This window comes from Burkholderia sp. Bp8991 (genome assembly GCF_003853795.1).
GTDB lineage: Bacteria > Pseudomonadota > Gammaproteobacteria > Burkholderiales > Burkholderiaceae > Burkholderia.
The window spans coordinates 1-20869 of the sequence record NZ_QTQJ01000007.1; the positions used below are offsets into that span (position 1 = coordinate 1).

Annotated in this window: 20 protein-coding genes; 8 read left to right on the forward strand and 12 right to left on the reverse strand. The window is 66.7% G+C overall.

Going from position 1 to position 20869, the window contains the following annotated elements; translation table 11 throughout:
• The 5 genes from DIE02_RS09790 to DIE02_RS09815 all read right to left on the reverse strand — a co-directional run.
• Positions 1–917, reverse strand: a 917-nt coding sequence (locus DIE02_RS09790; RefSeq protein WP_148091649.1) for a methyl-accepting chemotaxis protein, incomplete at its 3' end; no start/stop codon positions are given.
• Between the two features lie 123 nt (positions 918–1040).
• Complete coding sequence (locus DIE02_RS09800; RefSeq protein ID WP_044847544.1) at positions 1041–2174, reverse strand: hybrid sensor histidine kinase/response regulator; 1134 nt, start codon at positions 2172–2174, stop codon at positions 1041–1043.
• 505 nt (positions 2175–2679) lie between these two features.
• Positions 2680–4263, reverse strand: a complete 1584-nt coding sequence (locus DIE02_RS09805) for a Na+/H+ antiporter (protein WP_044847545.1) — start codon at positions 4261–4263, stop codon at positions 2680–2682.
• 244 nt (positions 4264–4507) lie between these two features.
• The gene (locus tag DIE02_RS09810) at positions 4508–5941 is read right to left on the reverse strand and encodes an aldehyde dehydrogenase family protein (protein ID WP_044847546.1); all 1434 of its coding nucleotides are present in this window, start codon (positions 5939–5941) and stop codon (positions 4508–4510) included.
• A gap of 28 nt (positions 5942–5969) precedes the next feature.
• Positions 5970–7610, reverse strand: coding sequence for an acetolactate synthase large subunit (locus DIE02_RS09815; protein ID WP_044847547.1), 1641 nt, complete (start codon positions 7608–7610; stop codon positions 5970–5972).
• Between the two features lie 395 nt (positions 7611–8005).
• Between DIE02_RS09815 and DIE02_RS09825 the strand changes: the two genes are divergently transcribed.
• Both DIE02_RS09825 and DIE02_RS09830 read left to right on the forward strand, forming a co-directional pair.
• Positions 8006–8323 (forward strand): type II toxin-antitoxin system RelE/ParE family toxin, encoded by a 318-nt coding sequence (locus tag DIE02_RS09825; protein WP_124488819.1) that lies wholly within the window; start codon positions 8006–8008, stop codon positions 8321–8323.
• Positions 8324–8326: 3 nt separating this feature from the next.
• Positions 8327–8626, forward strand: coding sequence for an addiction module antidote protein (locus DIE02_RS09830; RefSeq protein WP_124488768.1), 300 nt, complete (start codon positions 8327–8329; stop codon positions 8624–8626).
• A 48-nt stretch (positions 8627–8674) separates the two neighbouring features.
• On the opposite strand, the gene DIE02_RS09835 is transcribed toward DIE02_RS09830, so the two are convergent.
• The 5 genes from DIE02_RS09835 to andAc form a co-directional block, all read right to left on the reverse strand.
• Complete coding sequence (locus tag DIE02_RS09835) at positions 8675–9961, reverse strand: DUF445 domain-containing protein (protein WP_124488769.1); 1287 nt, start codon at positions 9959–9961, stop codon at positions 8675–8677.
• A 164-nt stretch (positions 9962–10125) separates the two neighbouring features.
• Positions 10126–11346: an anthranilate 1,2-dioxygenase system ferredoxin--NAD(+) reductase gene (gene andAa / locus DIE02_RS09840; RefSeq protein ID WP_124488770.1), complete on the reverse strand. Its 1221-nt coding sequence runs from the start codon at positions 11344–11346 to the stop codon at positions 10126–10128.
• Positions 11336–11662, reverse strand: coding sequence for an anthranilate 1,2-dioxygenase ferredoxin subunit AndAb (andAb, locus tag DIE02_RS09845; RefSeq protein WP_124488771.1), 327 nt, complete (start codon positions 11660–11662; stop codon positions 11336–11338). Before andAb ends, andAa begins: the two co-directional genes overlap by 11 nt.
• A gap of 25 nt (positions 11663–11687) precedes the next feature.
• Complete coding sequence (gene andAd, locus DIE02_RS09850) at positions 11688–12173, reverse strand: anthranilate 1,2-dioxygenase small subunit AndAd (protein ID WP_044847552.1); 486 nt, start codon at positions 12171–12173, stop codon at positions 11688–11690.
• A 17-nt stretch (positions 12174–12190) separates the two neighbouring features.
• Positions 12191–13462: an anthranilate 1,2-dioxygenase large subunit AndAc gene (andAc, locus tag DIE02_RS09855; protein ID WP_044847583.1), complete on the reverse strand. Its 1272-nt coding sequence runs from the start codon at positions 13460–13462 to the stop codon at positions 12191–12193.
• Positions 13463–13672: 210 nt separating this feature from the next.
• Between andAc and andR the strand changes: the two genes are divergently transcribed.
• Entirely contained in the window at positions 13673–14629 is a 957-nt protein-coding gene (gene andR, locus DIE02_RS09860; RefSeq protein WP_124488772.1) for an anthranilate 1,2-dioxygenase regulatory protein AndR, read from the forward strand.
• Between the two features lie 195 nt (positions 14630–14824).
• Here andR and DIE02_RS09865 read toward each other — a convergent pair whose 3' ends face one another.
• Positions 14825–15715, reverse strand: coding sequence for a LysR family transcriptional regulator (locus tag DIE02_RS09865; RefSeq protein ID WP_044847554.1), 891 nt, complete (start codon positions 15713–15715; stop codon positions 14825–14827).
• A 91-nt stretch (positions 15716–15806) separates the two neighbouring features.
• Between DIE02_RS09865 and DIE02_RS09870 the strand changes: the two genes are divergently transcribed.
• From DIE02_RS09870 to catC, 3 genes are read left to right on the forward strand one after another with little or no spacing between them, the layout of a single operon-like run.
• The gene (locus tag DIE02_RS09870) at positions 15807–16940 is read left to right on the forward strand and encodes a muconate/chloromuconate family cycloisomerase (RefSeq protein ID WP_124488773.1); all 1134 of its coding nucleotides are present in this window, start codon (positions 15807–15809) and stop codon (positions 16938–16940) included.
• Between the two features lie 36 nt (positions 16941–16976).
• Positions 16977–17879 carry a catechol 1,2-dioxygenase gene (gene catA, locus DIE02_RS09875; protein WP_044847556.1) on the forward strand — a complete coding sequence of 301 codons (903 nt, stop codon included), beginning with the start codon at positions 16977–16979 and terminating at the stop codon, positions 17877–17879.
• Positions 17880–17920: 41 nt separating this feature from the next.
• Positions 17921–18211 (forward strand): muconolactone Delta-isomerase, encoded by a 291-nt coding sequence (gene catC, locus DIE02_RS09880; protein WP_044847557.1) that lies wholly within the window; start codon positions 17921–17923, stop codon positions 18209–18211.
• Positions 18212–18354: 143 nt separating this feature from the next.
• Here catC and DIE02_RS09885 read toward each other — a convergent pair whose 3' ends face one another.
• A complete protein-coding gene (locus DIE02_RS09885) occupies positions 18355–19140 on the reverse strand; it encodes an NAD(P)H-dependent oxidoreductase (RefSeq protein WP_124488774.1) in 786 nt (261 codons plus the stop codon).
• An 86-nt stretch (positions 19141–19226) separates the two neighbouring features.
• On the opposite strand from DIE02_RS09885, the gene DIE02_RS09890 reads away from it, so the two are divergent.
• Positions 19227–20120 carry a LysR family transcriptional regulator gene (locus DIE02_RS09890; RefSeq protein ID WP_124488775.1) on the forward strand — a complete coding sequence of 298 codons (894 nt, stop codon included), beginning with the start codon at positions 19227–19229 and terminating at the stop codon, positions 20118–20120.
• A gap of 332 nt (positions 20121–20452) precedes the next feature.
• Positions 20453–20863 carry a DUF2471 family protein gene (locus tag DIE02_RS09895; RefSeq protein ID WP_044847560.1) on the forward strand — a complete coding sequence of 137 codons (411 nt, stop codon included), beginning with the start codon at positions 20453–20455 and terminating at the stop codon, positions 20861–20863.
• Positions 20864–20869 lie beyond the last annotated feature (6 nt).

Genomic DNA, 20869 nt, shown 5'->3' on the forward strand with positions numbered 1-20869 from the left:
GCGGTCGCCTGCTGCTCGCGCGACGTCGCCGCGATTTCGGCGACCGACGTCGTCACCTGCAGCGACGACTGCTGCGCGCGCGCGACCAGCTCGGTCAGCTCGTCGGCCATCCGGTTGAAGCCCGTCTCGAGCGTGCCGAATTCATCGCGGCGGCGCAGATCGAGGCGGCGCGTCAGGTTGCCGGTACGCATCACGTCGTGCACCTCGACGAGCCGCGTCATCGGCACGGTGACGGAACGGTACAGCCCGTAGCCCAGCCCCAGCGCGGACAGCAGCACGATCGCCAGCGCGGTCGCGAGCACGACCTCGGTGTCCTGCACGGATTCGCGGATCAGCTTCGCGGACTGGTCGGCGAACTTGCGGTTCTCCTGCACCAGGATATTCGCGTTGCGCACGACCTCGGCCCATGAAGGCTGCACCTTCGCATAGGCGGCGACGGCCTCTTCGCGCGACACGCGGCTCTTCTGCACCGCGTCGTTCAGCAGCGGCAGGTAGCGGTCGAAGGCGCCTCGAAACGTCGCGAAGCGCTGGCGGTCGTCATCGCGGAACGTCGTGTTCTGGTAGTCGACCGACAACGACTCGACCTCCTTGAGCGCCTCGCCGATCTTCGCGAAATCGCGCTGCACGAGTTCGGGATCGGTGTCGACGAACGTCGCCTGCTGCAGCGCCGTGAACGATTCGTTGACCGCGCCGCGCAGCGACGCCGCGAGATAGACGCCGGGCAGCGAATCGCGTTCGATGCTGACGGCTTCGCTGTTGATCGCGCGCAGGCGCTCGTAGGACACGCCGGCCATCACCAGCATCAGCACGAACAGCACGCCGAAGCTGATCAGGATACGGTTGCCGAGCGTCAGCCGGGCGGCGCCGCTCGTCGTGTGCAGGCTTTCATTGGTCGCGCGGGGCGTCACGGTGGCCATGTTCGTTATGGGCTTTCTAAAATCAGCGTTGAAAAAATCCGCGCCCGCCTGCGCGCCGGACGGCGCGCCACGAGCGCATCGGGGTCTGCGGGCAACGCGGCACCGGCGGGCCGCGCCGCGAAATCATCGCTCCGCTTGTGCCGGCAGCCGAAGCGCGACCATGAAGCCGCGCGCCGTATTGCGCATCAGGATCTGGCCGCGATGCCGCGCGGCCGTCGCGCGGACGAACGCAAGCCCGAGGCCGAAGCCGCCGCGCGCCGCGCCATGCGCGGATTCGAGCCGCACGAACGACTCGGTCGCGGCCGTGCGCTGCTCGGGCGCGATGCCGGAGCCGGCGTCCTCGACGCCGATCAGCCAGGCACCGTCATCGTCGCTCAGCGTGCAATGCACGTCCGTACCGGCCGGGCCGTATTTCAGCGCGTTGTCGATCAGGTTCGCGACCGCGCGCGTGAGCATCATGCGGTCGCCCATCGTCACGCACTCGGTGCCGGGCACGTGGGCAACGACCCGGCTGCCGAATCCGGCCGCCTTCTCCCACAGCTGGTCGACCGCGTCGAGCACGATCTCGTTGAGGCTCAGGACCTCGTGCGCGCGGCGTTCCGACTGCGCGCGGGTCAGATGGATGAAGCCGTCGGCGAGCGCGAGCGCGCGCCGGGCGTGGCCGGCAATGCGCTCCATGATCGCCGGCATGTCGCCGTGCTCGGTCCGGTAGACCTCGAGCAGCGCGAGAATCGAGGTCTGCGGCGAGCGCATGTCGTGCGACAGGAAATCCAGTGCTTCGTCGCGCTGCCGCGACATCAGGTACGAATTCGAGTGATAGCGGATGCGCGCGGTCAGCTCCATCGCGTCCGGGAGCTTCACGAGATAGTCGTTCGCGCCGGCGATGAACGCCTCGCGCTTGACGATCGGCTCTTCCTTCGCCGACAGCACGATGATCGGCACGCGTGCGGTGTCGGCGTTCGCGCGCCACGCGCGAACGAGGTCGAGGCCGTCGATGTCCGGCATCACGAGATCCTGCAGGATGACCGTCGGCTTCACGTCGCGCGCGACCGCCATCGCCCGGTGTGCGTCGGTGCACACATGCAGGTCGATATCGTGCTCGCTGCGCAGCGCGCGACGGATCACCTCGCCGACGAACGGCTGATCGTCGACGAGCAGAACCGATAGCCCCGATTCGAGACAATCCGGCGCATTTTCACCGCTGGATTCTTTCATAAATACCGTTTCAAACGCCAAATCTCCAATTGATTCTTTCATAGGAGTTGTTTATCCGACTTGGACGCCATCTTAAAACATGGCGGCAGAGAAATCCGCCTGTGTTGCCGATCTGGCCTGTCGGCATTGCCTCGCGGGGATCCGAACGCCGAATTCACCCCGACGACGGTCGCATTACCTCCGCGCGCTTTCTCTCAATAAAGATAACCGGCTGATTCTAAATGAAATTAGAACACAGCATCTATCTCCTTCCGGTTTAGTTTTGCCAAATATGGTGAGAGAGCGGAATTCAGATAAATCAGATCATTTCCTGACGCGAAAGACGACAACGTTTGCGAAGCCGCCGCCATGAGGTTTGCATGCGCTGCAAGGCCGCCCGTCGAACGTATCGGGACCGGATTTCGATGCGACGGAATGGGGAAGGTGGAGAGGAGAAAAGCGCGCGCCGCCACCGGATCGGCCGCGACGCGGCACGCATCGAACGCCGCCGGCCGGCGCCGGTGGCGCAGCAAGGCGGCCGTGCGCTCACGCCCGACCGCGCGGCCGGTTACCCGCGCGCGTGCTGCGCGGACACTTCCTGCAGGTCGAGATCGCGCTCGACCATGTGCAGCATCTCGTCGTGAATGCGGCCCGTACGATGCAGGCGCAGCAGCTCCGCGCGCCCGGCCTTGATCGCGGCCAGCACGACGTCGTAGTGCGCGACGCGGACCTCCGCCGGATATTCGGGCTCGTTCTTCGCCCGCTCGGTCAGCTCCGCACGATACGTGTATTGCTCCAGCAGGCGCGGATGAATCACGTTGCCGCTGTCGTCGCGCACCAGCGGCTGGATCGCCGCGAGCTGCGCTGCCTCGATATGCGCCCACGTCTGCGGCTCGGTCAGGTGATGCGCGGCGCGCTCTTCGCGTTGCGGCAGGCGCAGCAGCCGGATCAGCGGCCCGATGGTCGTGCCCTGCAGCAGCACGGTGACGAGGATCACCGCGAACGACGCGACCAGGATCACGTCGCGGCCCGGCAGCGCCTCCGGCAACGACAGCGCGATCGCCAGCGTCACGACCCCGCGCATGCCGGCCCAGCTCATGACCGTCGCGGCCTTCCAGTCGGGCGCGCCGCCGCGCCGCACGATCCCGCGCACCGGCCACTTCAGCACCTCGACGGCATAGATCCACACGAAGCGCGATACGATCACGGCCGCCAGCACCGCGAGCACGGCCGGCATCATCGTGGCGAGCACCTGCTCGAAGCCGCCGAGCCGGTGGATCGCGCCGCGCAGCGACAGCCCGATCAGCACGAACACCAGCGCTTCGAGCAGGAACACGATGACCTGCCAGAACGCGGTGCCGCGCGTGCGCACGGCCGCCGAGAACACCTCGTGCTGATGCCAGCCGACGATCATGCCGGTCGTGACCGTCGCGATCACGCCCGACACCTCGGCCATCTCGCCCGCGATGTATGCGATCCAGCCGGCGATCACCGCGACGGTGACCACCAGGTAGTCGTCGTCGAGCAGCTTCAGGAACCACACGACGAGCTTGCCGACCAGGAAGCCGACCACGACGCCGCCGAGCCCGAGTTCCGCGAAACGCACGACCGCGTGCTCGAGGCTGAACGCGCCCGTCAGCGCGGCGGCGACCGCGAAGCGGAACAGCACCAGGCCCGCCGCGTCGTTCAGCAGGCTCTCCCCTTCGAGCAGCACCATCAGACGGCGCGGCAGCGCGACGCGTTCGAGCACCGCCTTCGCGGCCACCGCATCGGGCGGCGACACGATCGCGCCGAGCGCAAAGCACGCGGCCCACGGCAGCGACGGCACGACCCAGTGCACGGCGAAGCCGACCGCGAACGTCGTGAACACCACCGCGCCGATCGCGAGCAGCAGGATGCCGCCCACATTGCGCTTGAACTCTTCCCACACGGTGAAATACGCGCCGTCCATCAGCAGCGGCGGCAGGAACACGAGCAGCACGAGCTCCGGATCGAGGTTGATCGGCGGCAGGCCGGGAATGAACGCGATGCCGATTCCGCCGATCAGCAGCGCGGCCGCTGGCGGCAACCGCAACCGCTTGGCGATGTATTCGAGCGCAACGATCGCGAGGAATGACAACAGAACCAGCTTGAATGCCGAGACGGGGGACATGAATCGACCTCGTGAGGAATGAATGCGCACGCCAGCCGGTGTCGTACCCCGGTTGGCCATTTCGCGCGATTACATCACGATGCGATGCGTGCAGTCGAGCGCGTTCGGCCGGCGCGGCCCGCATTGCCACGACGATGGCGCACGGCGGACATCGCCGCGATCCGTCGGTGTGCGCCGAAACGAAAACGGCACGCGGGCCGGCGCGATGCGCCCGCCCGCGTGCCGTCATGCGGCGCCTCTCGCGCTAGCGGCGCCGCACGACCATCAGGCGCGGCTCGGTCATGTCCTCGATCGCGTAGCGGATCCCTTCGCGGCCGAGCCCCGAATCCTTCACGCCGCCATACGGCATGTTGTCGACGCGGAACGACGGCACGTCGTTGATCACGACGCCGCCCACCTCCAGTTCGTCCCATGCGCGCTGCGCATGCGCGAGCGAATCGGTGAACACGCCCGCCTGCAGGCCGAAGTCGCTGTCGTTGACGCGCGCGAGCGCATCGTCGAAGCGCTCGAACTTCTCGAGGATCGCGACCGGACCGAATGCCTCCTTCCGGTAGAGGTCCTGTTCGCGGCCGACGTTTTCCAGCAGCGTCGCCTCGAACATCGCGCCGTCGACCTTGCCGCCCGCGACGATCTTCGCGCCCGCCGCGACGGCCGCATCCATCCAGCCCGACAGGCGGCGCGATTCGGATTCCGAGATCATCGGGCCGACGAACGTCGACGGATCCTTCGGATCGCCCATCTTCAGCGAACGCGTCTTCGCGACCAGCTTGTCGCGCAGCGCGTCGTACAGGTCCGCATGCACGAGGATCCGCTGCACGCCGATACAGCTCTGGCCCGACTGGTAATACGCGCCGAACGCGAGACGCTCGACCACGTAGTCGAGCTGGTCGCGCTGGTCCGCGTCGACGATCGCCGCCGCGTTGCCGCCGAGCTCCAGCACGACTTTCTTCTTGCCGGCCTTCTCCTTCAGCGCCCAGCCCACGGCGGGCGAGCCCGTAAACGACAGCAGCCTGAAGCGCTCGTCGGTCGTGAACAGGTCCGCGCCGTCGCGATGCGCGGGCAACACCGAGAATGCGCCCTTCGGCAGGTCGGTTTCGGCGAGCACCTCGCCGATGATCAGCGCGCCGATCGGCGTGCGGCTCGCGGGTTTCAGCACGAACGGACAGCCAGCGGCCAGCGCCGGTGCGACCTTGTGCGCGGCGAGGTTCAACGGGAAGTTGAACGGCGAGATGAACGAGCACGGACCGATCGGCACACGCCGCGTATAGCCGGTGTAGCCTTGCGCGCGGGCCGAGATCTCGAGGTTGATCACTTCGCCGTCGATGCGCACCGACTCCTCGGACGCGACGCGGAACGTATCGATCAGCCGCGTCACTTCGCCCTTCGAATCGTTGATCGGCTTGCCGGCCTCGATGCACAGCGCCTCGGCCAGCTCGTCGAAGCGCTCGCGAAAGCGCGCGACACAGTGGTCGAGCACCGCCTGCCGCCTGTAGGCCGGCAACTCGCGCATCGGCTTCGCGGCGTCGACCGCCGCGCCGATGGCCGCATCGATCGCCTTCGCGTCGGCCAGCGCGACGCGTGTCGCGACCTTGCCGCTGAACTTGTCGGTGACTTCGAGATCGGTGTTCGCGTAGACGGCCTCGTTGGCCAGATAGTACGGATAGGTATCCTTCAGCATGGAACGCTCCTTCCGGTGAACGGCGGATTCAGAGTTGCGCCGACAGGCGCTTGATTTCGCGGTTGAGCACGCGCTCGTTGTCCGAATAGTCGATCGGCACGTCGATCACGTGCACGCCCGGCGTCGCGAAGCAGTCGCGCAGCAGCGGCCCGAGATCGTCGGCCGCTTCGACGCGATGCCCGTGCGCGCCGTAGCTCTGCGCATACGACACGAAATCGGGGTTCTTCAGCGTCATCGCGAAATCGGGGAAGTTCATGTTTTCCTGCTTCCAGCGGATCATCCCGAACGCATCGTCGCGCAGGATCATCACGACGATGTCGAGCTTCAGCCGCACGGCCGTTTCGAGTTCCTGCGAATTCATCATGAAGCCGCCGTCGCCGCAGACGGCGATCACCTTGCGCTGCGGATGCACGATCTTCGTCGCGATCGCCGACGGCAGGCCGGCGCCCATCGACGCGAGCGCGTTGTCGAGCAGCAGCGAGTTCGGTTCGTGCGCGCGCCAGTAGCGCGCGAACCAGATCTTGTACATCCCGTTGTCGAGACAGACGATCCCGTCGACCGGCAGCGCGTTGTACAGGTCGTTCACGATCCGCACCGGGTACATCGGGAAGCGCGGATCGTGCTGGCCCTTCTCGAGGTGCGCGTCGAAATGCGCCTTGATCATCTTGAAGCGCTCGAAATCCCAGTGCGATTGCGGCGTCACCGCTTCCTTCATCTGCCACACCGCGTTCGCGATGTCGCCGACCACTTCGATCTGCGGGAAGTAGACGGGATCGACCTGCGCGCCGAGGAAGTTCACGTGGATCACGGTCTTGTCGTCCGTGCGCATGAAGAACGGCGGTTTCTCGATCACGTCGTGGCCGACGTTGATGATGCAGTCCGCGTGCTCGATCGCGCGGTGCACGAAGTCGCCGTCGGACAGCGTCGCGTTGCCGAGCCACAGCGGATGCGTTTCGTCGATCACGCCCTTGCCCATCTGCGTCGTGAAGAACGGGATGCCCGTCTTGTCGACGAATTCGAGCAGCATCTTGCAGGTCGTCTTGCGGTTGCCGCCCGCGCCGATCATCAGCAGCGGGTGACGCGCGGCCTGGATCGCGTCGACCGCGTGCGCGACCGCCTTCTCCTCCGCCACCGGCCGCCGGCTGTAGCTGCGCGGAATCGGCTTGCCGTCGCCCTCCTCGTGCGCGATGTCTTCCGGCAGTTCGAGGTGCGCGGCGCCCGGGCGCTCCTCCTCCGCGCGGCGGAACGCCTCGCGCACCGCCGACGGAATGTTGCCGATCGACACGATCTGCCGCGTGAACTTCGTGAGCGGCTGCATCATGTCGACGACGTCGACGATCTGGAAGTGGCCCTGCTTGCTGGACTTGATCGGCTTCTGCCCGGTGATCATCAGCATCGGCATGCCGCCGAGCTGCGCATACGCGGCGGCCGTCACGAAGTTGGTCGCGCCCGGCCCGAGCGTCGCGAGACACACGCCGGTGCGGCCCGTCAGGCGGCCGTAGGTGGCGGCCATGAACCCGGCCGCCTGCTCGTGCCGGGTCAGCACGAGCTTGATCTTCGAGCGCCGCAGCGATTCGAGCAGATCGAGGTTTTCCTCGCCGGGAATGCCAAACACGTACTCGACGCCTTCGGCTTCCAGCGCCTTCACGAACAGATCCGATGCTTTCATGGGGGACTCTCGGTTGATGCCGCCTGCCCGGCTTACGGGCGCGCGACGTTCAGAACGCGCGCCGGCCTACGGCACGCGGACGCTTTACCTACTGGACACAAACCACGGCACTGCCCGCCGTGCGGAGCAACGTGTGCAACGCATGGCGGCGCCTCCCTGGGCGGGAGGACAAACGGATTCACCCGCGCGCGGCAAGCACGCGCGGGCGGCAAGGACGTTTTTGATTGTAGACGGATTCGCGGAATTCCGACTTCGGCCGAATGGCCGGGTCCGGCCGCGCGAAAGGGTCGGCCTGACGGCCAATTCGACCTCAAGCGGCGCGCGCGGCCCTATCGTTGGGGGCAAGCCAATTTCATTCATCGAACCTGTGAACCATGGTTGACATACCGAGATCCATGCCCTACAGTGCCCCTACGTTCAGTATCCGGACCACCGATGTCTTCGACGCGTGGTTTGCCGGCCTGCAGGATCGCGTCGCCAGGCGGCGCATCCAGGCCCGCATCGACCGCCTGTCGATGGGCAATCCGGGCGACTGGAAATCCGCCGGCTCGCCCGTCGTCGAAATGCGTATCGACCGCGGCCCCGGTTATCGCGTCCACTACGTCAGGCGCGAAACGATATGGGTGATCCTGCTCTGCGGCGGCGACAAGTCGACGCAACAGGCGGACATCCGCGCCGCCCACGCGATGCTCGAGCGGCTCGATCTGGAGTAACCGATGGACAAGATCAAGACCCGGCCGTGGGATTCGGCCGAACACCAGAAGACCGACGACGACATGGCCGACTACTTCGAGGCCTGCCTGCAGGAAGCCGGCGACGACCCGGCCTTCATCGCGCATGCGCTCGGCGTGATCGCCCGCGCGCGCGGCATGTCGCAGGTCGCGCGCGACGCGGGCCTGTCGCGCGAAGGGCTGTACAAGGCGCTGTCGCACGACGGCAATCCGAGCTTCGGCACGATCCTGAAGGTGATCAAGGCGCTCGGCCTGCAACTGCACGGCGCGAAAGCGCACGCGTGATGCGGCGGCACACGATGCCGCGCCACATGCTCGACGCTCGGGGCCGCATCAATGCAGCCACTCCGCGGCCCAGCGCGGCACCAGCGACACCAGATACAGCCCGAGCCCGATCAGCCCGCCGACCAGCGTGCCGTTGATGCGGATGTACTGCAGGTCCTTGCCGATGTTCAGCTCGATCTGCCGCGACATCTCGCGCGCATCCCAGTTGCGCACCGTGTCGCGGATGTGACGCATCAGGAAATCCGCGAAATCCGGCGCCATCTCGTGCACGGCCTTCTCGATGTGCTCGTTCAGCGACGCGCGCAGCGCCGGGCTCTCCGCGAGCCGCGCGCCGAGCCAGCCGCCGAGCGTCGCGGCCTGCCGGTGCAGCGTCGAATCGGGCCGTGCGAGATCGGCCTTCAGCCATGCGCGCAACTGGTCCCACAGATCGCGCACGTAGTCGTTGAACGCGTCACCATCGCGGATGTAGCGCTTGATCTCGTCGCCCTTCGCGATGAACGCCGGGTCGTGCTTCAGCCGCTCGGTCAGCCGCACGACCGTGCGGTCGAAGCGCTGCCGAAGCTCGTGTTCGGGATCGGCCGCCACGCCCTCGAGCACGCGGCTCACCGCGCTCGCCAGCATGCGCGCACCGTTCTCGCCGAACCACTGCGTCGGCATGATCTTCTCGATCTTCGGGTATTGCGTCTTCAGCCATTCGACGATGAAGCCCGCGATCACCTCGCGGTTCTCCTCCTTGTCGAGCACGTCGACCACCTGTTCGATCGCATCGTCGAGCAGCGCCTGGTGGCGGCCGTCCTTCGTCAGCGTGTCGAGGATCGCGCCGGCCGATTGCGACAGGTCGATCCGGTCGATCACCGCGCGGAACGCGTCGTGCACGAACGACTGGATCCGCGCGTCGTCGGTCATGTCGAGCGCGAAGCTCATCAGCTTCGTCACGTAGCCGCCGAGCGCGTCGGTGTTCGCGGGCTCGCCGAGCCATGCGCCGAGCTTCTGCGCGGGATCGTGCTGGCGAATCTGCGCGGCGAGCGCGTCGGGGCCGAGGAATTTCTCGCGCACGAACACCGCGAGGTTGTCGGCGATCTTGTCCTTGTTCTTCGGGATGATTTCGGTGTGGCGCGACACGAACGGAATCGGCACGCGGCGGAACAGCGCGACGACCGCGAACCAGTCGGCGAGCGCGCCGACCATCGCAGCCTCGGCCACCGCCTTGAAGCCGTCGACCCACGGGCCGCGCGGCAGCAGTATCGTCGTGACGAATACCGCGACGGCGGCCAGCAGCAGCCATAGCGCGCGGCGCTTGCTGCGTTTCAGTTCGAGGGCTTTGTCTGTCGTCATGGGCGACCGGTGAAACGGCAATGCCGCTAATATGCACCGATCGCCGGCCCGCGACAAACCCGAGCGCATTGCGCGCGCCGGGAATGTTGTCCCGAACGGGTTTCCTCCTGCGTTTGAGCGATCCGACGCGAACACGGCCGCCCCGGCCGCATTCGCGCGTTGCCTCAGAGAAACGTCTTCAGGTTCACCGCCGGATCGGCAAGCTTCGCCGGATCGGGCACGGCCCCTGCCGCAATCAACCGCCGCGACGCGCCGATGTCGCGCCCCAGGTTCGCCGCGGCCACCGCGACGATCTTCCCGTCGTCGCCCAGCCCGAACACCGTGAACGGCCCGCTCGCGGGATCGCCGCGCACGACGGTCGTCCGTTCGCTGCCGAACAGCCCGAGCATCTGCAGGTTGCAGTCGTACTGATCGGACCACAGCCAGGGCAGCTCGGCATAGGTTTCGTCCGCGCCGAGCAGGTTCGCGGCCGCGACGGCCGGCTGGTTTTCCGCGACCTGCCACGACTCGATCCGTACGTGGCGACCGAGCAGCGGATTGAAGTGCATCGTCACCTCGCCGGCGGCGAAGATCGCGCGATCGGCCGTCCGGCATCCCGCATCGACACGGATCCCGTTGTCGACCTCGAGGCCGGCCGCCTGCGCGAGCTCGACATTGGGCACGACGCCGATCCCGACTACCACGATATCGGCCGGCACGTCGCCGCGATCGGTCTCGACGATCGCGCCGCCGCCCGGGGCGCGGCGAATCGCGCGCGGCAGCGTCGCCATCTGGAAGAGCACGCCGCGCGCGTCATGCAGTTGCCGCGCATACGCGCCGACGACTTCCGGCAACGCACGCTGCAGCAGGCGCGCAGCCGGGTCGATCACCGTCACGTCGCAACCGAGCTGGCGCGCCGCGGCCGCCACTTCGAGGCCGATGAAGCCGCCGCCGAGCACCGCCACGCGACGCCCCGGCGCGAGCTGCGCGCGCAACGCACGCGCGTCGGCCACGGTGCGCACGTAATGCGGGACGACGCCTTCGTCGACCGGCCCGCCGAACGCACGCACGCGCGAACCGGTCGCGAGCACGAGCCGCGTGTACGGCACCGTCGCATCGTTATCGAGCCGCACACGCTGCGCGGCGCGGTCGATCGCGTCGACGCGCGAGCCGAGCCGCAACTCGATGCGCTGCGCGTCGTACCACGCGGCGTCGCGGATGAACGCGCGCTGCTCGCCGCCGTCCGACAGCAGCGCGTCCTTCGACAGCGCGGGCCGGTCGTACGGCAGCTCGCGCTCCGCGCCGATCATCACGATGCGTGCGTCGGCGTCGCGCGCGCGCAGCGCCTCGGCCGTACGCCGCGCCGCGTGGCCGGCGCCGACGATCACGAACGGGTCAGCCGACATTGACTTCCACCTGCCCGTCGACGATCCGGATCGGATAGGTCCGCACCGGCTCGGTGATCGGCGCGCATTTCGGCGCACCCGTGCGAATGTCGATCAGCCCCTGGTGCAGCGGGCATTCGACGCAGCCGTCTTCCACATAGCCTTCGGACAAGCGCGCGTGACCATGCGAACAGAGGTCATGCATCGCGAACAGTTCGTCGCCGATCCGGAACACCGCGATCGGCTTCTGGCCGGCGACGCGTGCCGCCGGTTCGTCTTCGGAGAATTCGTCGAATGTGCCCAGCGAGTGCCATTCGGCGAGGGTTGCTTCGGTCATGTCGTTTCCTTGGCTGTCGGATCGGTCAGATCGGGGTGGCGAGCAGCGTCTGCACGCGCGACGTGTCGTAGATCACGCGCTTGGTCTTGTAGCGCAGCCCGTCGGGCGTGCGCACGACCGTGTCGTAATACTTGCCGGCCTGGTACACGTTCGATTCGCCGTTGCTGCGCGTCTGCACGACCACGTAGTTGCTCTCGGTGTCGATCTCGCCGTCGCGTTCGGCGACGATCGTGAGGCCCGACGTCATGTGCCGGTACGTGTGCTCTTCGAAGATGTTCGCGTGCCGCAGCGACACCACGCGGTCGCGCAGCATCCGCTGGTTCGTGCAGTGGACGATCCCGACCGGCAGCCCGAGATCCGCGTTCTCCTTCGGCACGATCTCGTACGTGCAGTCCTCGGTGAACATCTCCGGCCAGCGTTCGAGCCGGTCGTTGTCAAGGTGGCCGATGTAGCGGTTCTGGAGCATGTAAATCTCGAACCACGTCTTCATGTCTTCCGTCAGGTTTTCCATCGTTCCGCGCTCCCGCTTCAATAGCCCATCAGCTTCTGATAACCGACCCAGAACTTGCGGATCAGGCTTTCGGTGATCACCGTGTCCTGCTGGTCAGGGTTGCCGCGCGACATCTCGATCACCGACGTCGCATCGGCGTCGCGCACCGTGCCGCGCTGCACGAGTTCGGTCGCCTCCGTGTCCTCCATCGAGATGTAGCCGGCCGGCCCGACGAGGTTCGCCTGCTTGATGCGCAGCGCGCGCAGCTCGGGCGTGTCGTCCGCATAGCCGAAGAAGTGGAAGATCAGCTCGAAGTTGTCCGGCCCCTTCGGCAGGATCTGGCGCGCGACCAGCGTGTTGTGGATCTGCTGGATCACGAGCTGCGGGAAGATCGGCTGGATGTGGTTCGTGCAGTCCTCGTCGTATTCCGACACGAGATCGAGGATCGACTCGTCTTCGAGATGGAAACCCTCGTCGAACGAGCGGATGTTCTGCTGCTTGTACGCGGCCGACGTGTCGTCGCCCGTCTTCGTCACCGTGATGATGCTGTGCAGCCCGTGGTTCGCATCGGGAATCGAGCGCGCCTTCATCCCGACGCGGAAGATGTTGAAGGTCGTATGGAACAGGTGCAGCATGCTCGCGTGATACGGATCCTTCACGTTCTCCATGTACAGCTTCCAGTTCGACTTCGAATACTGGCGCGTGCAGCCGAGATACTCGATCGGCTTGTGGAAGATCCGGTCGATCCACGGACGCATCTGCTCGCCCAGGTATTCGGGCAGCGGCGCCACGTCGTCGCTGAAGGTTGCGAACACGAGCCCGCGATAGCTGTCGACGCGCAGCTTGCGCAGCCCGTGCTGCTTCGGGTCGAAGTCGGCCGGCATCCCGGTCATCCCCTTCTGGCCGCGCCGGAACGGCACGCCGAGCAGGTTGCCCTGGTTGTCGAAGCTCCACTGGTGGTAGACGCACGTGTGCGAGCTCGCGTTGCCGCGCGACTTGCGGCAGACCTGCGCGCCGCGATGCGCGCAGCGGTTCACCCAGGCTGACAGCGTGCCGTCCTCGGTGCGCGTGACGACGACCGGCGTGTCGCCGACGAACGTGCTCTTGAAGTCGCCGGCGTTCGGGATTTCCGCTTCCAGCGCGACGAAATTCCAGGTCGGCCCGCGGAAGATGCGTTCCTGCTCGCGATCGTAGACCGCGCGCGAGCTGAACACCTTGTACGGCACGCGCGAACCGTCTTCGTGCGGAAAGCGCACATCGGACGCGTCGTCACGCGTGGCGAATACGACGGGCGATTCTGTCTGCTCCATGTCGGACTCCTTGTGGTTCCGTTTCGTTGATTCCATGGAGCCGATTTTTGAAAAGCTAATATTCGGCGTCTATCCGGAAAGTGCGATTGCGGCGGCGCAATATCCACTTTCGGCGGATTTCTGCGCTAGCATGGCGACACACGCGACCCGGCGCACGATCGCGACCCATTCGTCGGATCGAAGCGCGCGTCTACACCAAGGCCGATGCCCATGTCCCCAACGTCGTTCGAGCCGCTTGCGCTGCGCGCGCACCGGCTGTTCGAATCCCGCGATCTCGACGAGACGCGCGAGCGGATCTCGCGCGTGATGCAGCCGCACGCGCTGCTGCCGAGCGGGCGCGTGCAAGGCGCATCGCATATGGATTTCGTCCGGCTCGGCGGCCTCGGGATCGGCACCATCGCGTTCGGCGACGCGATGCGCGTGCAGGTCGACGCCGTCGACGGCTATTACCTGCTGATGTTCTGCCTGTCCGGGCAGGCGGAAGTCCACGCGATGGGGCGCCGGCTCGGCGTCGACGGGCAGACGGGCGTGCTGTGCGCGCCCGGCGAGCGCTTCGACGCGGTGCTCTCCGCCGACTGCGAGCAGTTCGTGCTGCGCATCGATGCCGCGACCGTCGGCTCGCTGACCGGCGATCCGCGCGCGATGCTCGACCCCGTGCTGCACATCAGCGATGCCGCGCTCGCCGCGTGGCGCCAGCAGCTGATGCTCGTCGCCCGCTCGCCCGAGCTGCTCGAACGTGCGAATGCCAACCCGCGCGTCGCGTCGCAGCTCGAGCACCTGCTGATCGATCTGCTGATCGAAGGCCACCCGCCGTCGGTACCGAGCGCGCGCCTCGATCCCGCGCCGGGGTTCGTGCGGCGCGCGCAGGAGTTCGTGAACGCGCACTACGCGCAACCGCTGCAGCTCGCCGATATCGTCCAGGCCGCCAACGTGCCGGAGCGGACGCTGCGCGACGCCTTCCTGCAGTTCCGCGGGATGAGCCCGATGCAATACCTGCGCGCGACGCGGCTCGAGCATGCGCGGGAGTTGCTGCGCGGGTCGGCGTCCAAGCGACGGATCGCCGATATCGCGCTCGATTGCGGGTTCACGCACCTCGGGCGGTTCGCGATCGCGTACCGGGAGAAATTCGGCGAATCGCCGTCGGAGACGCTCGACGGGATGCGGTAGGCGGGTGCCGGGCTTGTCGGGCTTGTCGGGCTCGGCTGCCTTGCTGCGTTAGCGCCTTAGCGCCTTACCGGCCTGATCGGCTCGCTCCGCGCCTGCATCTACGGCAAATGACATCGCATCGCGATGCCCTCTCCGCATTCGGCGTAGCGTGGTGAAATCGACCGTTAGTTGCAATCGATACGGAAACGGCCGGCCCTACGCCGCCGGCGCGATCATCGCCCGCGCGATCGCGCAGAACGCGGTCGTCGCGGCGCTTTCGCCGTGCAGGCGGCGGCTCATGATGATCGGCGACGTCGCCGTGGGTTCCGGCAGCCGCCGGTAGACGACGCCCTTCACGCGCACGCCTTCCACGCTTTCCGGCACCAGCGACACGCCCACCTGCGCGGCGACGAGCCCAAGCGCCGTCTGCAGTTCGCGCACCTCGTGCACGGCCGCGGGCACGAGCGCGCCGTCGCGCAGCGCGGACAACTGCTGGTCCGCGAAGCTCGGCCGCGGCGTGCTCGGATAGACGATCAGCGTCTCGTTCGCGATGTCCGCGAGCGTCAGCGGCCGGTCCGGATCGGCGAGCGGATGCCCGACCGGCAGCGCCGCGATCAGCTTTTCCTCGATCAGCGCCTCGCGCACGAGCTGGTCGTCGTCGAAGCGCAGGCGGCCGAACCCGACGTCGATCCGTCCGCCCTTCAGCGCGCCGAGTTGCTCGAGCGTGAACATTTCGATCAACGACAGCTCGACGTCCGGCTGCGCCTCGCGAAACGCGCGGATCACGTCCGGCAGCGCGCCATAGAGCGTCGACGGCACGAAGCCGATCACGATCCGCTCCGACAACTGCGCGAGCCGCCGCGTCAGCGGGCCGAGCTCGTCGGCCTGTTCGACGACCCGCGTCGCCTGCGCATAGAACACGCGGCCCGCGTCGGTCAGTTTCAGCGGCCGCGCGCCGCGCTCGAACAGCGGCAGCCCGACCTCGTCCTCGATCGCCTGGAGCTGGCGGCTCAGCGGCGGCTGCGTCATGTGCAGCCGCTCCGCGGCCCGCGTGATGTTCATTTCCTCCGCGACGGCGATGAAGTAGCGGAGCTGGCGCAATTCCATTTCATGCCTCAAAGGTATGGAAGTAGTCGGAAAGAGTGTTGGACGACGCCGGGCGGGAATTCCTACCATGTGCACCAACAGGAGGAATCGCATGATAGCAACTGCCGCCACCATCGAACGCATCGAGACGCTGCTCGTCGACGTGCCGACGATTCGGCCCCACAAACTGTCGGTCGCCACGATGAATTGCCAGACCCTCGTACTGGTCCGCGTTCGATGCACGGACGGTATCGAAGGCGTCGGCGAGGCGACCACGATCGGCGGGCTCGCGTATGGCGAGGAGAGCCCCGAGAGCATCAAGGTCAACATCGACACCTACTTCGCGCCGCTGCTGCAAGGCATGGACGCGACGCGTCCGGGCGCTGCGATGGCGCGTGCGCGCAAGCTGTTCCAGGGCAACCGGTTCGCGAAGTGCGCGCTCGAAACCGCGCTGTTCGATGCGCAGGCGCGCCGCCTCGGCGTGCCGCTGTCCGAGTTGTTCGGCGGCCGCACGACCGACGCGGTCGACGTCGCGTGGACGCTCGCGAGCGGCGACACGCAGCGCGACATCGCGGAAGCCGAGGCGATGCTCGACGCACGCCGCCATCGCGCATTCAAGCTGAAGATCGGCTCGAACGCGGTCGACGACGACGTCGCGCACGTGATCGCGATCAAGCGCGCGCTCGGCGAGCGCGGCGATGTGCGCGTCGACGTGAACCAGGCCTGGACCGAAACCGACGCGATCCGCGCCGGCGCACGACTCGCGGACGCCGGCGTGAGCCTCGTCGAGCAGCCGATCGCCGCAACCAATCGCGCGGGGCTGAAACGCCTCACGCAGCTCGCGCACATTCCGATCATGGCCGACGAGGCGCTGCACGGCCCCGTCGATGCGTTCGCGCTCGCACAGGACCGCGCGGCCGACGTGTTCGCGGTGAAGATCGCGCAGTCGGGCGGCCTGCTCGGCGCGGCGAGCGTCGCATCGATCGCGTCGGCGGCCGGCATCGACCTGTACGGCGGCACGATGCTCGAAGGCGCGGCCGGCACGATGGCGTCCGCGCAACTGTTCAGCACGTTCGGCTCGCTGAAATGGGGCACCGAGCTGTTCGGCCCGCTGCTGCTCACCGAGGAAATCCTCGTCGAGCCGCTGCGCTACCAGGATTTCAAGCTGCACCTGCCGGCGACGCCCGGCCTCGGCATCACCTTCGACTGGGCCCGCATCGAACGAATGCGACGCGACGCCCGCTGATCCCGCACGACACGACAACCGAAACCGGAGACACAGATGAACAAGCAAGCCATCGACGCCCTGCTGAAAACCTTCGACGACGCCGCGGAAAAGCCCGGCAATCCGCGCGTGCGCGCGATCGTCAACCGGATCGTGAAGGACCTCTGCTACACGATCGAGGATTTCGACGTGCAGCCGAGCGAGTTCTGGACCGCGCTCAACTACCTGAACGAAGCCGGCCGTGAATTCGGGCTGATCGCCGCGGGCCTCGGCCTCGAGCGCTTCCTCGACGTGCGGATGGACGAGGCCGAGGAGAAGGCCGGCTTCCACGGCGGCACGCCGCGCACGATCGAAGGGCCGCTGTATGTCGCGGGCGCACCGGAATCGGTCGGCCATGCGCGTCTCGACGACGGCACCGATCCGGGCCAGACGCTGATCATGCGCGGCCAGGTGCTCGGCCAGGACGGCACGCCGCTCGCGAATGCGCTCGTCGAGGTATGGCACGCGAACCATCTGGGCAACTACTCGTACTTCGATCAGTCGCAGCCGGCGTTCAACCTGCGCCGCTCGATCCGCACCGATGCCGAGGGCCGCTACAGCTTCCGCAGCGTGCTGCCGGTCGGCTACAGCGTGCCGCCGGGCAGCAAGACCGAGCAACTGCTCGACCAGCTCGGCCGCCACGGCCATCGTCCGGCGCACATCCACTTCTTCGTTTCCGCGGACGGATATCGTAAGCTGACGACGCAGATCAACATCGAAGGCGATCCGCATATCTGGGACGACTTCGCATTCGCGACCCGCGAAGGGCTGATCCCGAAGATCAGGCAGGCCGAGGGTGCGGAAGGCAAACCGTATGGCGTCGACGGGCAGTTCGCGCTGATCGACTTCGATTTCTCGCTGCTCAAGGACAAGCAGGACGTGCCGGCGAGCGAAGTCGAACGGGTGCGGGCGCAGGCCTGAGCGGCCGTCCCGTTCGCCGAATCGACAACAAGGAGCGCAGGATGCTGTTTCATGTGGAAATGACCGTCCGCCTGCCGGCGGACATGGATCCGGTCAAGGCGGCCACGCTGAAGGCCGAAGAGAAGGCGATGTGCCAGCGGCTGATGAACGAAGGCGTCTGGCGGCATCTGTGGCGGATCGCGGGGAAGTATGCGAACGTCAGTATTTTCGACGTCGAAAGCGTGCAGCAGCTGCACGACCTGTTGAGTCAGCTGCCATTGTTTCCGTATATGGAGATGGAAGTGCGGGCGCTGTGCCGGCATCCTTCTTCGGTGCGGGAAGATGATCGGTAAGAAGTGAATGTGAAGCGCGGCGTTATCGAACGGCCGCGCGAAGCACGCCCCGGGCGGCCGGCGATTTTCTCGCCGGTCGCCCGTGACGTTTTGCACAGCCGCCGGGTTCAGGTGGCGCCCGCGTCACGACGATACAGTGACGATCACCGCTCGCTCGCCAGATGCGCCGCGAACCCGACCGTCCCCGGCGCGATTTCCGCCTTCAGCGTCAGCGCCGGAATCTCGTAATCGCCCGCATTCTGCCGCCGGAACGGGATCGGCGGCGTGGTCCACAGATCGTCGAGGCGCTTGCCGAGCGCCGCGCGCGTTGCGTCGAAGCGCTCATCGTTCATCTTTCCCGTCCGGTAAATCACGAACGGCGGCAGCACGTCGAACCCCGGGTAGTACAGAATCCCGTGCTGGATCGGGAACAGCACGTCGTCGATCGGCCCGTTGATGCCGCGCGCGCTGTAATGCGACTCCCAGCCGCCCGTCGTGACGATCACCATCGCCCGTTTGCCCGCCAGCGAACCTTCGCCGTAACGGTCGCCCCAGTGCAGGTCGGAATGCTCGCCGACGCCGTATGCGAAACCATACGCATACACACGCTCGACCCAGCCCTTCATGATCGCCGGCATCGAGAACCACCACAGCGGGAACTGCAGGATCACCGCATCGGCCCACTTCAGCTTGTCCTGTTCGCGCGCGATGTCGTCGCGCTGCGTGCCCGTCTCGAACGCATGCTTCGAATCGAGCGCAGGATCGAAACGCGCGTCGGGTGCACGGACGGTCACGTCGTCCGCGTCGAATGCGGCCTTCCAGTTCATCGCATAGAGGTCCGTCACCTGCACGCTATGACCCGCCGCTTCGAGATGCTCGACGGCAAAGTCGCGCAGCGCGCCGTTCAGCGAACGCGGCTCCGGATGGGCATAAACGATCAGGACATTCATGTTCGTCACTCCGTTGATTGAATGACTGCAGGATGCCGTCGCCGAAGGTATATTGGAAATGAATTCCCGATATTCCAGGTATAGACATGAACAATCTCAGACGACTGGATCTGAACCTGCTGGTCACGCTCGACGTGCTGCTTGCCGAGCACAACGTCACGCGGGCGGCCGAGAAACTGAACATGTCGCAGCCGTCGGTCAGCGTGCAACTGCAGAAACTGCGCGACCTGTTCGGTGATCCGCTGTTGCTGCCGGGGCCGCGCGGAATGCGGCCGACCGCGCGGGCGGAAACGCTGCGCGAGCCGCTGCGAGATGCGCTCGAAGCAGTCGAACGCGCGGTGCTGACGGCCACGCCGTTCGATCCGGCAACCGCGACGAACACGTGGCGCGTGGCCGCAACCGACTATGGCGAATCGACGATCGTGCTGCCCGCGCTGAACAGGCTGCGCTCGGCCGCGCCCGCGACGCGCCTCGCCGTCGTCGAACTCGTGCCGCCGCGCATCGAGCAGGACGCCGAGCGAAACGGTATCGACCTGGCCTTCCACACGACAGACGGTTCGCCGGAAGGGATGCGGCGTCTGCCGCTGTTCGTCGAGCGCTACGTGCTCGTCGGCCGCGCCGGTCATCCGAAACTGAAGCGTCGCCCGACGCTCGCGCAGTTCGGCGCGCTGGAACACGTAATCGTGTCGCCCGACGGCGGCGGCTTCTTCGGCGTGACGGACGAAGCGCTCGCCAAAGCCGGCGCCACGCGGCGCGTGGTGCTGTCGGTGCCGCATTTCCTGTTCGTGATGACGGCCGTCGCCACAACCGACCTCGTGGCGATGCTGCCCGAGCGGCTGGTGCGCAATACGCCCGCATTGCGCGTCGTGGAGGCGCCGGTCGACGTGCCCGGCTATGAAATGTCGATGCTGTGGCACGAGCGCGTGCACCGCGATCCGGCGCATCGATGGTTGCGGGAGACGATCGCCGCGTCGGTGTAGATCGCCAGACGAGCGGTCGGCGCAGTGAGGCCACCGCGAGGTTCCGAGACATGACGTGCGCAGCGCGATGCAGCGAAGAGCACGGAGCAGAAACGCGCTTCTTGCCAATGCGGCTTCATGCGTCGGCCGCCCTCGCCGGTCGCCCTTGCCGGTCGCCCTTGCCGGCCGCCCTTGCCGGTTGCCCGAATCCGCTCACCCGAATCCCGGTCGCCCCACGAACACATTCATTCAGTACTTGAAACCGCCTCGAACACTGTATATATTTACAGTGCTTTTGTACCATTTGACCCGAATTCCGTCACCCATGACGGACGGACTTTTGTGAGGCGACCATGTTCCAGTCATCCGCATTCGATCCCGAGCAACCCGGCTTCAACCCCGTCCACTTCGAGCGTGCCGCGCGGCAAGCGGTCGTCGATCTTCAGCGTGTCGTCGGCGGCCCCGCGCAGCGGGCGCTCGGCTTGCGGCGCCGCAGCCATCCGGCCGCAGTCCGCACGATGAGCTGGCAGGCGCTGCTGAATGTCGAGGAGCTGGCGTTCTCGAACACCGGCTTCCTGAACCGCAACGATCCGATGGTCGTCGACGCCTTCATCCGGCTGCGCGACAGTCGGATGGTCGCCGCGGACGTCGAGGAAGCCGTCGACTGGAAGCGCGACGACGACGATCTGCCCGCCGTCTATCTGATCGTCAAGGCGATGCTGGAAGCGGAAGAGCGCGAGACACAACGCGTCGAGATGGAGTGACGGCGG

Bases quoted from the DNA above. Each gene is read 5' to 3' on its own strand.
- DIE02_RS09865 (WP_044847554.1), bottom strand. From the start codon at position 15,715: ATGGAATTGCGCCAGCTCCGCTACTTCATCGCCGTCGCGGAGGAAATG.
- DIE02_RS09810 (WP_044847546.1), bottom strand. From the start codon at position 5,941: ATGCTGAAGGATACCTATCCGTACTATCTGGCCAACGAGGCCGTCTAC.
- DIE02_RS09870 (WP_124488773.1), top strand. From the start codon at position 15,807: ATGATAGCAACTGCCGCCACCATCGAACGCATCGAGACGCTGCTCGTC.
- andAb (WP_124488771.1), bottom strand. From the start codon at position 11,662: ATGACCGAAGCAACCCTCGCCGAATGGCACTCGCTGGGCACATTCGAC.
- DIE02_RS09835 (WP_124488769.1), bottom strand. From the start codon at position 9,961: ATGACGACAGACAAAGCCCTCGAACTGAAACGCAGCAAGCGCCGCGCG.
- catA (WP_044847556.1), top strand. From the start codon at position 16,977: ATGAACAAGCAAGCCATCGACGCCCTGCTGAAAACCTTCGACGACGCC.
- andAd (WP_044847552.1), bottom strand. From the start codon at position 12,173: ATGGAAAACCTGACGGAAGACATGAAGACGTGGTTCGAGATTTACATG.
- DIE02_RS09830 (WP_124488768.1), top strand. From the start codon at position 8,327: ATGGACAAGATCAAGACCCGGCCGTGGGATTCGGCCGAACACCAGAAG.
- andR (WP_124488772.1), top strand. From the start codon at position 13,673: ATGTCCCCAACGTCGTTCGAGCCGCTTGCGCTGCGCGCGCACCGGCTG.
- DIE02_RS09885 (WP_124488774.1), bottom strand. From the start codon at position 19,140: ATGAATGTCCTGATCGTTTATGCCCATCCGGAGCCGCGTTCGCTGAAC.
- DIE02_RS09825 (WP_124488819.1), top strand. From the start codon at position 8,006: ATGCCCTACAGTGCCCCTACGTTCAGTATCCGGACCACCGATGTCTTC.
- catC (WP_044847557.1), top strand. From the start codon at position 17,921: ATGCTGTTTCATGTGGAAATGACCGTCCGCCTGCCGGCGGACATGGAT.
- DIE02_RS09805 (WP_044847545.1), bottom strand. From the start codon at position 4,263: ATGTCCCCCGTCTCGGCATTCAAGCTGGTTCTGTTGTCATTCCTCGCG.
- DIE02_RS09890 (WP_124488775.1), top strand. From the start codon at position 19,227: ATGAACAATCTCAGACGACTGGATCTGAACCTGCTGGTCACGCTCGAC.
- andAa (WP_124488770.1), bottom strand. From the start codon at position 11,346: ATGTCGGCTGACCCGTTCGTGATCGTCGGCGCCGGCCACGCGGCGCGG.
- DIE02_RS09800 (WP_044847544.1), bottom strand. From the start codon at position 2,174: ATGAAAGAATCAATTGGAGATTTGGCGTTTGAAACGGTATTTATGAAA.
- DIE02_RS09815 (WP_044847547.1), bottom strand. From the start codon at position 7,610: ATGAAAGCATCGGATCTGTTCGTGAAGGCGCTGGAAGCCGAAGGCGTC.
- andAc (WP_044847583.1), bottom strand. From the start codon at position 13,462: ATGGAGCAGACAGAATCGCCCGTCGTATTCGCCACGCGTGACGACGCG.
- DIE02_RS09895 (WP_044847560.1), top strand. From the start codon at position 20,453: ATGTTCCAGTCATCCGCATTCGATCCCGAGCAACCCGGCTTCAACCCC.